The sequence below is a fragment of the Caulobacter sp. FWC2 genome, from assembly GCF_002742625.1.
Classification (GTDB): domain Bacteria; phylum Pseudomonadota; class Alphaproteobacteria; order Caulobacterales; family Caulobacteraceae; genus Caulobacter.
Genome location: NZ_PEBF01000001.1, coordinates 2,552,392 through 2,567,883 on the forward strand (window position 1 = coordinate 2,552,392; position 15,492 = coordinate 2,567,883).

The window sequence follows — 15,492 nt, forward strand, 5'->3', positions numbered from 1 at the left end:
GCTCTAGCGGCCAGAGCGCGCCGGTCAAGTCGAAGAGCGGGCGAACTCGGCCGTAGCTGAAGAAATGCCTCGCCTAAGCCGCCTCGGCCTCCTGCGCCGCCTTGGCGGCCAGAAACCCCGGCCGCGCGGCCAGACGCTCCCAATAGGCGGCGACCTCCGGACTGAACTTCTGGTCCAGACCCAGGGTGCGGGCCAGCAGCAGAGCGTAGCCGACACACAGGTCGGCCGTCGTGAACCGGCCGGCGCACAGCCATTCGCGGTCCGCCAGGGCGCGGGTCAGATGGCGCAGGCGCGACAGGAACCACTGGGCGTAGTCGTCGGCGGCCTGCTTCACCCGACGCTCCTCGGGCTCCAGCCGCGTGTAGCGCAGCACGATCGTCTGCGGGAATGTCAGAGTCGCCTCGCCGCGATGCATCCAGTCCAGCCACAGGCCATAGTCCGGCTCATCGACCCCGACCGCCAGCGGCGTGGGCCCGTGGCGGGTCGCCAGGTACTGCGGGATAGCGGCCGACTCGGTCATCCGCGTCTCGCCGTCGACCAGCAGCGGAATGGTGCCCAGCGGGTTCTGCGCCAGATACTCGGGCGCCAGGAGGCGCGGCGGAAAGGGCAACAGGTGCAGGCGATAGGCCAGCCCCATTTCCTCCAGCGTCCACAGAACGCGGAACGATCGCGCGTCATGGCAGTGATAGAGTTCGATCATGCTGGCCGCCTCCCCGCGGTCGCGCATAGAACACCTATCTCCAGCCCGCGAGCAAACCGACGGCCTTAAGGGCGCATCGGCTCCTGCACGGGAGCGTCGGCGGCCGACGGATGCTTCCCCGGGTTCAGCGCCGACTTCAAGGCCGCGACGTCGAGGCCCTTTTCCCAGCGCGAGACGACGATCGCCGCCACCGCGTTGCCGGTAAAGTTGGTCAGGGCCCGGCACTCGGACATGAAGCGGTCGACGCCCAGGATCAGGGCCATGCCGGCCACCGGAACCGAGGGCACGACCGACAGGGTGGCGGCCAGGGTGATGAAGCCGGCCCCCGTCACGCCCGCAGCGCCCTTCGAGCTCAGCATCGCTACGCCCAGCAGCAGCGCCTGCTGCTCCCACGACAGGTGCACGCCGGTGGCCTGGGCGATGAACAGCGCCGCCAGGGTCATGTAGATGTTGGTGCCGTCCAGATTGAACGAATAGCCCAGCGGGACGACGAGACCGACGACCGACTTCGGGCAACCGGCCTTCTCCAGCTTCTCGATCAGGCTGGGCAGCGCGGCTTCCGACGAGCTGGTGCCCAGCACCAGCAGCAGTTCGGCCTTCAGGTAGCGGATCAGGCTGAAGATCGAGAAGCCGTTGGCGATGCCCACCGCGCCCAGCACCACCACCACGAACAGCGCCGAGGTCAGGTAGAAGGTGCCGACCAGCATGGCCAGGTTGGCGACCGAGGCGATGCCGTACTTGCCAATCGTGAAGGCGAAGGCCCCGAAGGCGCCGATCGGGGCGGCCTTCATCACGATGTGCACGAATTTGAAGAAGGCCTGAGCGACCAGTTCCAGGAAGTCGACCACGGGACGCCCCGGCTCGCCCACCAGGGTCAGCGACAGACCGAACAGGATCGAGATAAGCAGCACCTGCAGGATCTCGCCCTCGGCGAAGGCGCCGACCACGGTGGCCGGGATGATGTGCATCAGGAAGCCGACAATAGACTGGTCATGCGCCTTGGCGGCGTATTCGGCGACCTTGTCGGTCTTCAGGGTGGCCGGATCGATGTTCATGCCCGCGCCCGGCTGGACGACATTGGCGACGATCAGGCCGACGACCAGGGCCAGGGTCGAGAAGACCAGGAAGTAGAGCAGCGCCTTGATCGCCACGCGACCCACCTTCTCCAGGTCGCGCATGCCGGCGATGCCGGTCACCACGGTCAGGAAGATCACCGGAGCGATGACCATCTTCACCAGCTTGATGAAGGCGTCGCCCAGCGGCTTCAGCGACTGGCCGATCTGCGGATAGAAGTGGCCGATGGCTCCGCCCAGGACGATGGCGAGCAACACCTGGAAGTAGAGGTGCTGGAAGAAAGGCTTGGATCGTTCGGGGGCTCGCGCGGGCGCGGCCGGTTGGATCGTCTTCACTGTCGCCTCTTGGACTGGCCTGTTGGCCGCGTTTCCACCCTGCGCCCCTTTGTCAGGACGCCTGGATAGACGATCCTTTCAGGCGGAAATCCGCGCAAGCCACCTTGAAGAGCAGGTCAAAAACGTTGATTTTGTTGGATTTTTCGACTTCCAAGACAGCGCAGGCCACTGCGATCTCTGCGGAAATCCCCACACGAAATCCGGCATTTGTGCGAAAGTCCGCACAAATCCAGGGAAACCGCTGATGACGACGGCGCGGCCGCTGACTCTCGCCGATCCGATTGTCCGCCGCTGGGCGGCCTATTGCGCGGTGAGCGTGATCATCCTGGCGGCGGTCGTAGGCTTTGCCGGCGCGGTGGCCGAACGTCGCGCCGAGGCGGATCTGGCGCGCCAGGCCCAGACCTCCGCCACCCTGCACGCGGCTGTGCTGCGCAGCGAACTGGCCAAGCACCGTTCCCTACCCTTCGTGCTGGCCCAGGACCCGGATGTCGCCGAGACCCTGCGTTCGGCCGATCCGCGCGGCATCGATGCCCTGAACCGCAAGCTGGAAACCCTGAGCGGCGGCACGCGCGCGGCGGTGATCTACGTCCTGAACGCCAAGGGCAGGACCATCGCCGCCAGCAACTGGCCCGCGCCGACCAGCTTCGTGGGCTCCGACTACAGCTTCCGCCCCTATTTCAAGGAGGCCAGCGCCAACGGCGTCGCCGAACTCTTCGCGCTCGGCACGGTCAGCCGCCGACCAGGCCTGTTCATGTCCCGCCGTGTCGAGGGGCGCGAGGGCATGCTGGGCGTCGTGGTGGTGAAGGTCGAGTTCGAAGCGCTGGAGGCCGAGTGGTCCGCCGCCGAACCCGCCTTCGTCGCCGACCCGCGCGGCGTGATCCTGGTGACCTCGATACCGGCGTGGCGGTTTTCGACCCTCACCCGCCTGCCCCGCGCCGAGCAGGAACAACTGCGCACCGAGCACCGCTTCGGCGACGCCCCGTTCTCGGTGCTGAAGGTCTCGCCTGCGCCGTTGGCTGGCCGGCCGCCCGTCCTCACGACGGCGGCGATGGCAAAGGGCGACACGCGCTTCATGGCCGCCAGCGCCGATCTGGGGGCCGCTGGCTGGACGGTCTTCACGTTCACGCCGGTGGGCGAAACCTTGCGGGCCGCCGTCGCCGGGGCGCGCGCCATCGCCCTGCTGGTCGGCCTGGTCGTTTGCGGCGTCGCCTTCGCCATCCTGCGGTGGCGGGGTCAGGCCAGCGTTCGCGCCGCCCGCCAGGAAGCCGCCCGGCTGGAGCTTGAGGCTCGCGTCGCCGAGCGCACAGCAGAGCTTAGCGACACCAACCAACGCCTGGTCGTCGAGATCGAGGAGCGTCGCCGCGCCGAAGCCTACGTCCACCTGATGCAGGACGAACTAGTCCAGTCGAACAAGCTGGCCACCCTGGGCCAGATCGCCGCCGGCGTGGCGCACGAGATCAATCAGCCGGTCGCCGCCATCCGCGCCTATGCCGACAACGCCGCCGCCTTCCTGGACCGCGCCGACGACAAGACCGCCAGGGCCAATCTCGGCCTGATCGCCGGCCTGACCGAGCGTATCGGACTGATCACCGACGAACTGCGCGCCTTCGCCCGCAAGTCCAGCGCGCCCGCCGCGCCGGTGACCGTGCGCGACGCCATCGACGGCGCCTTGCTGCTAGTCGGCCCGCGTGTGCGCCAGCAGCACGTTCGGGTGATCCGCGAGGAGGCCGACGAGGCCGCCCGCGTGATGGCCGAGCGCTTCCGGCTGGAGCAGGTGCTGGTCAACCTGCTGCAGAACGCCCTGGAAGCGCTGGAGGACACGCCCGATCCCGAGATCCGCATCGCGGTGGCAGTCAAGCGATCGCAGGTGCGGATCGTGGTCGCCGACAACGGTCCCGGAGTCGCCCCCGAAGCGGCAAGGAGCCTCTTCACGCCCTTCGCGACCACCAAGCCGCGCGGGCTTGGCCTGGGCCTGGTGATCAGCCGCGACATCGTCGCCGAATTCCGCGGCGAGCTTTCCCTGGAGCCCGCTCCAGGCGGCGCCCGCTTCGTCATGTCCCTGCCCAAGGCGCGTCCCTGATGCTTGCTTCCGTAAACCTTGTGGCCTTCATCGACGACGACGACGTGCTGCGGGACGCCAACGTCCAGACCCTGCGACTGGCCGGGTTCGAGGTCATGGCCTTCGCGTCGGCCGAGGCGGCGCTGGCCGCCCTGCCCGCCGGTTTCCCCGGCGTGGTGGTCAGCGATATCCGCATGCCCGGCCTGGACGGCAGCCAACTGTTCCGCCGCCTCAAGGTCCGGGACGAGGACCTGCCCGTCATCCTGATCACCGGCCACGCCGACGTCTCGGAGGCGGTCGAGGCCATGCACGACGGAGTCTACGACTTCGTCGCCAAGCCCTACGCCCCCGAGCGCCTAGTCAGCAGCGTCCGGCGGGCGATGGAGAAGCGTCGACTTGTGCTGGAAAACCGGTCGTTACGCACCCTGGCCGTCGAGGCCCAAAGCGACTGGCCCCTGATCGGTCAAACGGCGGTCATGGAGCGCCTGCGCGCCACGCTGCGACAACTGGCCAACGCCGATGTCGACGTGCTGCTCGAAGGCGAGACCGGGGTCGGCAAGGAGTTGGCCGCGCGAGCCCTGCATGCCTGGGGCCGCCGCCGCGATCGCGAGTTCGTCGCCGTCGACTGCGCCGCCCTGCCCGCCATCGCCGTGGACAGCGAGCTGTTCGGCCACGAGTTGGGCGCGTTCAGCGGCGCGGTGCGCCAGCGGGCCGGGCGCATCCAGCAGGCCGATCGCGGCACCCTGTTCCTCGACGAGATCGAGACCCTGGCCCCGGAAGCGCAAGGCAAGTTCCTGCGCGTGCTGGAAGAACGGGAGGTCACGCCCATAGGCTCCAACCGCCCTCAGACCCTGGACCTGCGCGTCGTCGCCGCCGGCAAGTCGGACCTGTCGGACGCCGTGGCCGCCGGGACGTTCCGCGAGGACCTGTTCCACCGCCTGGACGTCGTGCGCATCCGCATCCCGCCGCTGCGCGAGCGGCGCGAGGACGTGCCGCTGCTATTCGCCCACTTCCTGGCTCGGGCCTGTGAACGGCTGGAGGGTGAGCCGCCCAAGATCGACGACAAGATCCGTTGGCGGCTCTACAACCACGACTGGCCCGGCAATGTCCGCGAGCTCAGCCACTACGCCCAGCGGGTGGCGCTGGGCCTGGCGGACCAGAGCGGCGATGCGCCGGCGGATCCGCCGCCCCTGCCGGCGCGCGTCGCCACCTATGAAGCTCATCTGATCGAAGAGGCCCTCGCGGCCGGCGACGGCGATGTCCGCAAGGCGCTGGAGGTCCTTCGCATTCCGCGCAAGACCTTCTACGACAAGATCGAGCGCCACGGCATCGACCTGGCCCGGCATCGCCGCCGATCGCGCTAGCCGCCCCTAGCCGCAGGGCTGGCCGTAGACCAGCGGCCGGCAGACGCCGTCAATGTCGGCCGGCGCCTTGACGCCTGTGACGGCGGCGATGGTCGGGGCGATGTCGACCGTGTCCAGCGGCAGCACCCGCTCGTGCGGCGTCGCGCCCTTCCACCAGAACAGGATCGGCACGCGGCGGTCGTAGTCCCAGGGGCTGCCGTGGGTCGACACATAGGTCGGTCCAGGCGTCGAGGGGACGCGGTTGGGCTTGAAGGCCACCAGGATGTCGCCGACGCGGCCCGGATAGACGCTGCGGCGCACGCGCTCGGCCACCGACAGCTCTTCGATGGCGGCGTCGGCCGGAGCCGGCGCCATGGTCAGGATGGCGTTGGAGTCGAAGGCCTCTGCCACGGCCGGATCGCGCTGGATCAAGGCCAGGGCCGCGGCGGCGATGCGGGCGCGGTCGGTGATCAAGGGCGCCTTGCGATCCGGTCCGACGACGTAGATCTGATCGATGCCGCCGTCGGCGATCAGCGGATCCCACGACAGTTCGAGATCCCTGCGCAGTTGGGCGTTCAGGCTGGCGATCCACGGCTTGCCGATCACGCGCTCGCTGTCATAGCCCTCGTCATGCAGGCGCTCGACGAAGTCGGCGCCGCCGTGGTCGGCGGCCAGCACGACCAGGACACCGCCCTTGACCTTGTCCAGGCTCTTGAGGAACGCACCCAGGCGGTCGTCGAGGCGGGCGATCTGGTCGCACATCTCCGGACCGCGCGTTCCAAAGCGATGGCCGATGAAGTCGGTGGCCGACAGGCTGACGGTCAGCACGTCGACCTGCGGACCGTCACCCAGGGCGTAGGTCTCGCGCAGGGTCTGGGCCAGTTCCAGGGTCACCTGGTCGGTATAGGGGCTGGCATAGAGGTCGCGCTGCTGGCCGGCCTCGTCGGACGCGACCGGGATCGGCAGGGCCGCGCGCCACTTGCGGCCGCCGGTCTCGTAGTCGGCCTCCAGCGCCTGGCAGCGCTTGGCCGAGCCGCCGATCAGCTTCTTGTCGTAGTCCCAGACATAGGGATGCTTCTTCAGATCCGCCGCCAGCCTGGCGTTGAAGGCGGCGACGGGCTTGAGGCGCTCTTCCGCCGTCTGACCCGTAGGAACCCAGGTCGTGAAGCCGAACCCCGCCTGGTACCAGAACTGGCCGTCGGCCCGGTGGCCCGACATGGTGATCGCCCCGCGATCCTTGCCCGACACGCCGAACACCCGGCTTTTCGGCGACACGGCCTTCAGCCAATCGCCATAGGTGGTGGCGACCAGATTGGCCGGCGACACGGCCCGCCCCTTGGGATTGTCGGCCGGCGTCGCGCTGGGGTCGGCCAGGCAGTAGACCGTCTTGCCGGTAGCGACGTCGTACCAGTCATTGGCGCTGATGCCGGTCTTGTTCGGATGCTTGCCGGTCAGCAGGGTCGAATGCCCCGGGCAGGTCTCGGTGAAGGCGTGCGACTGGTAGCCGTTCGGATAGACGACGCCGCCGCTCAGCGTCTTCAGCCCGCCAGTGAACTCGGGCCTGTGCTGAGCGTAGAGGTTGGCGCTGAACTGATCGATCGAGATGACCACGACCAGCTTCGGATCCGGTTTGGCCGAGATCGTCGAAGCCTGGGCGGCGAAACCCGTCGATAGGGCGGCGGCGAACAGGCCGCAGGTAAGCATCTTCTTCATTCGCAGCGATTTCGCCCGAACCGACCATCCGTGCAAGGATTGAAACGATCCGGGCGACACTCATCTCATCCTTGCCTCGGATCCAGGCGGAAGCCTCGGCGCCTCGCCAGCCAGACGTAGAAGCTCGGCAGCACCAACAGAGTCAGCACGGTCGAGGTCAGCAGGCCGCCGACCACCACCGTGGCCAGGGGTTTCTGGACCTCGGCGCCCGGACCGATGGCCAGGGCCATGGGAATGAATCCCAGGATCGCCACTAGCGCTGTGGTGAGCACCGCCCGCAGGCGTCCGACCGTTCCGTCGATCACGGCGGCGGCAATGTCGGTCGCGTCCTGCATCCGCTGCTTGATGCTCTGCATCAGGACGAGGCCGTTCAAGGTCGCCACGCCCGAGACAGCGATGAAGCCCACCGCCGCCGAGATCGAGAACGGCATCCCCCGCAGCAGCAGCGCCAGCGCCCCGCCCACCAGAGCCAGAGGCACGCAGGCGAAGACCAGAGCCGCTTCCGTCGCCGAACCCAGGGCGAAGAACAGCAGCACGGCGATCACCAGGAACACGGCCGGCACGATGATCGCCAGCCGCGCGCTGGCACGCTCCAGGTTCTGGAACTGACCGCCCCATTCGAGCCAGGAGCCGGGCGTCGGCCTGACCTCCCGCGCCACAGCGTCCTGGGCGTCGGAGACGAAGCCGCCAAGGTCGCGGCCCCGAACATTGGCTTGCACCACGATGCGCCGCTTGCCGTTCTCGCGACTGACCTGGTTGGGCCCCTCGGCGGTGTCGAAGCGGGCGATGCTGGACAGCGGGATAGCCGTCGCGCCCTCCCCGCTCTCCGACACGACCGGCAGCTGTCCCATGGCCGCCGGATCGGCGCGCGAGCCGTCGTCCAGGCGAACGACCACGTCGAAGCGTCGGTCGCCCTCCAGGATGTGGCCCGCCTCGCGACCGCCCAGCCCGATCTCCAGGGCGTCGGCCGCGTCGCTGGCGTGGACCCCGAGAGCGGCGGCCGCCGTACGGTCGACGCTGGCGGTGATCGTCGGCTGGCCGGAGATCTGCTCGACCTTCACGTCCGCCGCGCCCGGGACCTTACGCAGCGCGGCGGCGACCTGGTCGGCGGTCTTGCTCATGGCCGCGAAGTCATCGCCATAGACCTTCACCGCCACGTCCGACCGCACGCCGGCGATCAACTCGTTGAAGCGCATCTGGATCGGCTGGGTGAATTCGTAGGCATTGCCGATCAGCTTGCCGAGGTCGCCCTCCATGCGTTCCACCAGCCTGGCCTTCGACAGGGTCGGATCGGGCCAGTCCTTGCGCGGTTTCAGGATCACGAAGGTGTCCGAAGCGCTGGGCGGCATCGGGTCCGAGGCGATCTCGGCCGTGCCCGTGCGGGTGAAGACCACGGCGACCTCGGGCTGGGCCGAGAGCGCCTTCTCGACCTCGAACTGCATGGCCTGGCTCTCTTCCAGCGAGATGGAGGGCACGCGGCTGGCCTGGACCAGCAGGTCGCCCTCGTCCAGCGTGGGGGCGAACTCGCGACCCAGGGCGAAGAAGGCGACGATACCGAGCGCCAGCGCCAGGACCGCGCCGCCGACCACCGCCTTCGGACGCGCCACGGCCGCGCGTAGAACCGGCTCGAAGCGCGTGCGGACGGCGGCCATGGCCTTGGTCTCGCCGTGACCTTCCGGCTCGCGGACCGCCAGGGCGGTCAGGGCCGGGACCAGGGTCAGGGACAGCACGAAGGCGCCGGCCAGGGCGAACATCACCGTGGCGGCCATCGGCGTGAACATCTTGCCCTCGACGCCCTCGAAGGTCAGCAGCGGGGCGTAGACCAGCAGGATGATCGCCTGGCCGAAGGCGGCGGGACGCGCCATCTCCTTGGCCGCATCAATGGCGATCGACAGGCGTTCCCCGGCGGTCAGGGCGCGCCCCTCGGCGTCCCGGCGTTGCGCCAGACGTCCGAGGGTGTTCTCGATAACCACAACTGCGCCGTCGACGATCAGGCCAAAGTCCAGCGCCCCCAGGCTCATCAGATTGCCGCTGATCCCGAACCGCCGCATGGCGATGGCGGCGATCAGGAATGACAGCGGGATGACCAGCGCCGTGATCAGGGCGGCGCGGAAGTTTCCCAGGGCGAAGAACAGCACGGCGATGACCAGCAGGGCGCCGACCGTCAGATTGTGCTCGACGGTGCGGATCGTGGCGTCGACCAGGCGGGTGCGGTCCAGCACCGGCTTGATGATCACCTCGGGCGGCAGGCTGGGCGCGATGGCCTTGAGGCGCTCGTCGACACGCGCGGCGACGGTGCGGCTGTTCTCCCCAACAAGCATCAGGGCCGTGCCGATCACCACCTCGCGGCCGTTTTCGCTGGCCGAACCCAGGCGCGGGGCATGGCCGATGGCGACCGTGGCGACGTCCGAGACCTTGACGACCGCGCCCGCTCGGCGGCCGATCGGGGTTTCGGCCAGTTCCGCCAGGCTCTTCACCCGCGCGTCCGTGCGAACGATATAGGCCTCGCCGCCGCGCTGGACGTAGCCGGCGCCGGCGATGCGGTTGGAATGCTCCAGGGCCTCGACGAGTTGCGGCAGACTGATCCCCCGCGCGGCCAGCTTGGCCGGATCGGGATGGACGGCGTATTCCTTTACGTAGCCGCCCAGCACATCGACGCCCGCGACACCGTTCAGGGTCTTCAGCTGCGGCGCGACGATCCAGTCCTGGACCGTGCGCAGATAGGTGGCCTTCTCGATGTCGGTCCGTAGGGTCTCCCCCTCGGGCGTGACATAGGGAACGTCCGTGCGGGCAGGCAGACCCTTGAACTCGACGGTCCAGATATAGACCTCGCCCAGGCCGGTGACAGGCGGCCCCATGCCGGGCTCCAGACCGTCGGGCAGGTTGGCCCGCGCGGCCTGCAGGCGCTCGTTAATCAGGGCGCGGGCGAAATAGAGGTCGGTCTTGTCGGTGAAGACGGCGGTGATCTGCGAGAAGCCGTGACGCGACAGCGACCGGGTCTCGACCAGGCCCGGCGTCCCGGCCAGGGCGGTCTCCAGCGGGAAGGTCACCTGGCGCTCGACCTCCTCGGGGCCGAGGGCCGGCGCGATGGTGTTGATCTGAACCTGGCGGTTGGTGATGTCGGGCACGGCGTCGATCGGCAGGCGCGACAGCTGCTGCAGGCCGAACGCGAACAGCGCCACGGCCAGCAGGACGACGATCCACCGGAAGCGGACCGAAAGGTCGATGAGGCGGTTCAGCATGATCAGTCCTCGTGCCCCGCCTCGCCCTTGCCCAGCTCGGCCTTCAGGCGGAAGGCGCCCTTGCCGGCGAGGGTCTCGCCGCCGGTCAGGCCTTTCAGGATCTCGACGGAACCGGCGGCGGTGCGGCCGGTGACGACGGGTTTGGCGCGGAAGCCGTTGGGCTCGGCGACGAACACCACCGTGCGCCCCTCCAGGGTCTGGACGGCCTCGGCCGGGACCGTCAGCCCCCCATCGCCCTTTGCCAGGATCACCCGGGCCGAGACGATCGCGCCGATCTGCGGCGCGGGCGTCGTCGGCCTGGCGCGAACGATCGCCGCGCCCGCGCCCAGGGCGCTAGGAGCGACAGCGACGATACGGGCGCTGGCCTCCCCGCCGTCAGGTCGCTGGACCATGACCGTGTCCCCGACATGGATGGCGTCGGCCGAGGCCGGCGGCGCGTCGAGGACGTATTCGACCTGGCTCTGGTCGGCGATCTCGGCGACGAGGCCGCCTTGGGTCAGAAAGCCGCCGACACGCGCGTCGATGCGGGTTACGACGCCGGCAATCGGCGCGCGCAGGATCGCCAGACCGCTGGCGCTCGGCGCGCCCTGGGCGGCGACTTGGGCGCGGGCGGCGCGCAGCTCGGCCTGGGCCTTGGCGGCGCCGGCCTGGCTGGCTTCCCAGTCCTGGCGCGCCACGACGCCGGCCTCGAACAGGCGACGATCGCGCGCGGCGGCGGCCTGGGCGGCCCCCGCCCCGGCGGCGGCGACGTCGACGCTGGCGCGGGCGCCGGCGCCCTCCGCGCTGCGTAGCGTGGCGATGGCCGCGCCGGCGGCGACACGATCGCCGGCGGCGACATGGACACGCTCGACCGTCCCCGACACCGGCGCGCCAAGGGCGGCCGAGGCGTTGACGGCCAGGGCGACCCGGCCGGGCAGAACCAGCTCGGAGCCGCCGCCGCGCCCAACCGTGGTGGTCAGCACGCCGGCCTTGGCGGCGTCGGCGGCGGAGAGCGCCACGAAGCCCTCTTCGTGCGGGGTGGCCTCTTGCTCTTCGTGGGCTGGCGCTTCGGCCGCAGGCTTTTCCATTAGCCGGCCCAAACCAAAGCCAAGGCCGGTGGCGGCGACCAGCGCAGCGCCCGCGCCAGCGAGAATCCATTTGCGGTCGTTCATTGCGCATCCCCGAAAGCGATCTGTCCGTTGGCCTGGGCGAGGTCCGCCCGGGCCTTGGCGCGCATCAGGCGCGCCTCGACGTTGCGTTGGCGCGCGGCCACGAGTTCGCGGCGCGCGGAGAGAAGTTCGAGCAGCGGCAGCTTGCCGGCCTCGTAGCCCATCCGGGCCAGGCGGTAGGCCTCGCGGGCGGCGGCCTCGCCTTCGCGGGCAGCCTCGACGGACTGGTCGGCCGCCTTCGCCTCGCCTGTGGCGCTACGACGGTCGGCGACCGCGTCGGCGTGCGCCATCAACAGCCTGGCGCGCGCGGCGTCGGCTTCGGCTTGCGCCGACTTCACCGCGCCGCGGTTGCGATCGAACAGAGGCAACGGCAGCGAGAACCCCGCCACGGCGGCGGTGGCGTCCTCGCCGGCCAGGCGGCGGACACCGAAGCTGACCGTGACGTCAGGCGTGGCGCGACGGCGCTCCAGATCGAGTTTTCGCGCAGCGGTCCGCTGCTCGGCCTCGGCGAGGGCGACGGCGGGCGCCGGGTTCGACGACGATACTCGCCACGCGCCATCCAGCACGCCCGGAGTCACGGCGGTGAAGGTGCGCTCTCCGCCGGTCAGGGCCGCCAGCCGCGCCAAGGCCGCGCCGAACTCCGCCTCGACCCGCGAGACCTCGGCCTGGGCCGCCGAGACAGCCGCGCGGGCCTGCAGCGCGCGCAGTTCCGCCTCCTTGCCATTGTCCACAAGCAGCCGCGCCGCGCGGGCGTCGGCCTCCGCGAGGTCGCTCCCCTCCTTGGCGACCAGCAGCCGCTCACCGGTCGCTTCGGCCGTCGCATAGGCCACGACGAGGTCGCGGGCGTAGGCGACGCGGCCCAGGTCGGCGCGTGATCGCGCCGTGCCGAATTCGGCCTGGGCGGCGGCGACCCGCGCGCCGCGCTTGCCGCCCAGCTCCAGGACCTGACCGATCGACAAGGTCGTCTCGGCGCCCTGGAAGTCGCGGTAAGGCCCGTTGCCTCCAATGTTCTCGACCTGAAGGTCGAGCGTCGGATTGGGCCGGGCGCGGGCTTGCAGGGCGCGGCCTTCGGCGGCGCGGGTCTCGGCCTCGCCGACCATCAGGCGCGGCGCGGCGGCTTCGCGCAGCAGGGTTTCCAGAGGCGGCGCGGTCTGGGCCGACGCAGCCCCGCAGAGCGCGCCACAGACGGCGGACGCCAAGGCCGCACGCAGCGGCCAGCGGTTCGATGACATGAAGATTCCTCGCGATGACAGGACGACGGCGCGCGAAAGCGCGCGGGTCGTCAGCCGCGAGGCGGTCTATCGAGAGCGGAAACCGTCAACGACGGCAAGATGTGGCCCGGCGCTACGGCGAGACGCGCGTCCGTAAAGGCTGGCGTGGCGAGGCTCGAAAGGGGCGCATCAAGCGCGGGACCGACGTGGTGACAGTGACCGCCAAGGCAGCAAGCGGCCTTGCACGGCGCGCCGTCCTGACCGTGGTCGGCCTGCGCCGCCTGACCCATGGTCGCGGCGGCTGCGTCGTTAGCGCAGAGGCAAGCCGCGGCGCTGGTCATCGGCGCGCCGACGAGCAGGGACAGCACACAGGCGGCCAGAAGGCCTCCCAGGTTCCGCCACCATGTCGTCTTGCGCCGCATGACCGCTCTCATAACGCCGAGGCGCGCACTTGAGAACGCGTTACATAATCACAGTTCAGACCGCCTTGGCGTGCCGCTCGGCCGCCTTGGGCAGGCGGGCGTCAAAGGCCGCCGCGACCACGCGCATCAGGCGTCGAGCCGTCTCCGGGATCGAAATCACCGCGCCTTCACGGCGGCAAAGGCCGGCCAGCGCCAGGGCGTCGATGGCGTCGAGGCTCTCGGCCAGCAGGTCGCTGGGCATTCCCTGATCGCGACAGATCGCCTCGACGTCGACGGACAGGTCGCACATCAACCGCTCGATCACGAGGGCGCGCAGGCGATCCTCATCGCCCACCGCCAGAGCGCGGTTCAACGGCAGCTTGCCTTCAGCGATCCGGGCCGCCCACTGGTCGGTCGGCACGTGGTTCTGGACGAAGCCCTCGCGGAACTGGCCGATCGACGACGGCCCCACGGGGATCAGCACCGCCGCCGCGTCGTCCGTATAGCCCTGGAAGTTGCGCCGCATCCGTCCTTCCGCGGCCGCGCGGCTGAGCGCGTCGTCCGGCAAGGCGTAGTGGTCGAGGCCGATCCGCACATAGCCCGCCTCGATAAGGGCCGCGTCGGCCGCCTCGGCCTGCAGCCAGCGTCCGTCCAGACCGGCGAGGTCGGTCTCGCGGATCATCGTCTGGTGCTTCTTCATCCATGGCACGTGGGCATAGCCGAACACGGCGATCCGGTCGGGCCGCAGGGCGACGGCCTCCTGGGCGGAGGTGTAGACATTGTCGGGCGTCTGGCCCGGCAGACCGTACATCAGGTCGAAGTTTAGGCCGCCGACGCCCGCGCCGCGCAGGCCTTCGACCGCCCGCGCCACCTGGTCATAGGGCTGGACGCGATTGACCAGCGCCTGGACGGTCGGATCGAAGGTCTGGACACCGAGGCTGACCCGGGTCACGCCGGCCTCGCCGACCGCCTCGATGAAGCCCTTCGACAGCATGCCGGGATCGAGTTCGGCGGCGATCTCCGCGCCCGGCCTCAGGCGGAAGGCGCGCGCCAGCCGGGCCGTCAGGTCGACGAAGTCGGCGGGCCGCAGGGCATTGGGGCTGCCGCCGCCGAAATGCAGGTGCGCCAGGCCGTCGTGATCGCCCAGGCGCGCGGCGACCAGGTCGATCTCGCGGCGGAGCACATCGAGATAGTTTCCCACACGGTCGTAGGTCGGGGCGATCGAGGTATGGCAGCCGCAGTACCAGCACAGGCGGCGGCAGAACGGCACGTGGACATAGGCCGACAGCGTGTCGTCCGGCCGGGTCGCCCCGTACCAGCCCTCGGCCTCGGTGGCGTGGGCGCTGTCGAAGGCCAGGGCCGTTGGATAGCTGGTGTAGCGCGGCAGGTTGCGCTCGGCGTGCAAGCGCTGGGCGGCGGGCAGGATCGTGGCGGTCATGGGCGGGTGTCCTCGGGGACCGGGAAATCGATGGCGACGAAGCGGCGGCGCTCGCGGTCGGCCTGTCCCGGGCGGGCGGCGTCGAAGGCGGCGTGGTTGTCGATCGATGCGTCGGGACTGGCCAGCAGCGCCAGGGCCTCGGGCTGTCGCAGGGTGACGGTCGGGCCGTCGACCTCGACCCCCAGCGGCGCGAGACTGGCGAAGCCGCGCGACAGGTTCTCGGGCGTCATGCCCAGCAGCGAGGCCAGCACCCTTTTGCGGCTGGGCAAGGTCAGGCGGGTCGCGCCCCCCTGGCGCCGCTGCTGGGTCAGCAGATAGTTGGCCAGGCGCTCCAGCGTGCCGCGCAGCCTCTGGTTCTTGAGGGCGCGGACCACGCCGCTGTAGCAGCCAGACAGTTCCTCGGCGACGGCGAAGGCCAGGGCGGGATCGGTGCGCGCGGCCTGACGCAGCGCCTCGGCGGGGATCAGCAGCACCTCGCTGCGGGGCGCGGCCCAGGCCGTCACCAGCGCCGGCGCGTCCAGCACGGCCGAGGCCAGCATCACGGTGGACGATGGCTCCAGCAGCGCCAGGGTCGCGCCGTGCCCGTCCCGTCCGCTCTCCAGAGCGACCGCGCCCTCGATCAGGATCGCGAGATGGGCGCTGACCTCACCCTCGACCGTCAGGACGGCCCGGCGCGAGGCGCGTTGCAAAACGGCGTCGCGCGTCAGCCGGGCGAAGCTGTCGGCGGAGGCGGCCGCCAAGAGAGGCAGCTTGCGGAAGCGGTTCAGATCGGTGCTTTCGAACGGCATGAATCACACCATTCCGCGTTCAGCGATCGCGAACCTTGAT

Annotated in this window: 10 protein-coding genes; 2 read left to right on the forward strand and 8 right to left on the reverse strand. The window is 70.0% G+C overall.

Annotated features, from left to right (window positions below; genetic code table 11):
- Positions 1-73 precede the first annotated feature (73 nt).
- The gene (locus CSW62_RS12215; RefSeq protein ID WP_099582267.1) at positions 74-700 is read right to left on the reverse strand and encodes a glutathione S-transferase family protein; all 627 of its coding nucleotides are present in this window, start codon (positions 698-700) and stop codon (positions 74-76) included.
- Positions 701-765: 65 nt separating this feature from the next.
- Complete coding sequence (locus CSW62_RS12220; protein WP_099582268.1) at positions 766-2,100, reverse strand: dicarboxylate/amino acid:cation symporter; 1,335 nt, start codon at positions 2,098-2,100, stop codon at positions 766-768.
- Between the two features lie 253 nt (positions 2,101-2,353).
- Here CSW62_RS12220 and CSW62_RS12225 point away from each other — a divergent pair, with 253 nt between their 5' ends.
- Positions 2,354-4,189, forward strand: coding sequence for an ATP-binding protein (locus tag CSW62_RS12225; protein ID WP_099578156.1), 1,836 nt, complete (start codon positions 2,354-2,356; stop codon positions 4,187-4,189).
- Complete coding sequence (locus CSW62_RS12230) at positions 4,189-5,532, forward strand: sigma-54 dependent transcriptional regulator (RefSeq protein ID WP_099578158.1); 1,344 nt, start codon at positions 4,189-4,191, stop codon at positions 5,530-5,532. The genes CSW62_RS12225 and CSW62_RS12230 overlap by 1 nt, the downstream gene beginning before the upstream one ends.
- A gap of 6 nt (positions 5,533-5,538) precedes the next feature.
- On the opposite strand, the gene CSW62_RS12235 is transcribed toward CSW62_RS12230, so the two are convergent.
- The 6 genes from CSW62_RS12235 to CSW62_RS12265 form a co-directional block, all read right to left on the reverse strand.
- On the reverse strand, positions 5,539-7,200 hold the full coding sequence (locus CSW62_RS12235; RefSeq protein WP_143324461.1) for an alkaline phosphatase family protein: 1,662 nt from the start codon (positions 7,198-7,200) through the stop codon (positions 5,539-5,541).
- 89 nt (positions 7,201-7,289) lie between these two features.
- Positions 7,290-10,466 (reverse strand): efflux RND transporter permease subunit, encoded by a 3,177-nt coding sequence (locus tag CSW62_RS12240; protein ID WP_099578162.1) that lies wholly within the window; start codon positions 10,464-10,466, stop codon positions 7,290-7,292.
- A gap of 2 nt (positions 10,467-10,468) precedes the next feature.
- Positions 10,469-11,617: an efflux RND transporter periplasmic adaptor subunit gene (locus tag CSW62_RS12245; RefSeq protein ID WP_099578164.1), complete on the reverse strand. Its 1,149-nt coding sequence runs from the start codon at positions 11,615-11,617 to the stop codon at positions 10,469-10,471.
- Positions 11,614-12,846 carry a TolC family protein gene (locus tag CSW62_RS12250; protein WP_099578166.1) on the reverse strand — a complete coding sequence of 411 codons (1,233 nt, stop codon included), beginning with the start codon at positions 12,844-12,846 and terminating at the stop codon, positions 11,614-11,616. The genes CSW62_RS12245 and CSW62_RS12250 overlap by 4 nt, the downstream gene beginning before the upstream one ends.
- Before the next feature lie 456 nt (positions 12,847-13,302).
- On the reverse strand, positions 13,303-14,664 hold the full coding sequence (hemN, locus tag CSW62_RS12260; RefSeq protein ID WP_099578168.1) for an oxygen-independent coproporphyrinogen III oxidase: 1,362 nt from the start codon (positions 14,662-14,664) through the stop codon (positions 13,303-13,305).
- The gene (locus tag CSW62_RS12265) at positions 14,661-15,452 is read right to left on the reverse strand and encodes a helix-turn-helix domain-containing protein (RefSeq protein WP_099578170.1); all 792 of its coding nucleotides are present in this window, start codon (positions 15,450-15,452) and stop codon (positions 14,661-14,663) included. The genes hemN and CSW62_RS12265 overlap by 4 nt, the downstream gene beginning before the upstream one ends.
- Between the last annotated feature and the right edge of the window lie 40 nt (positions 15,453-15,492).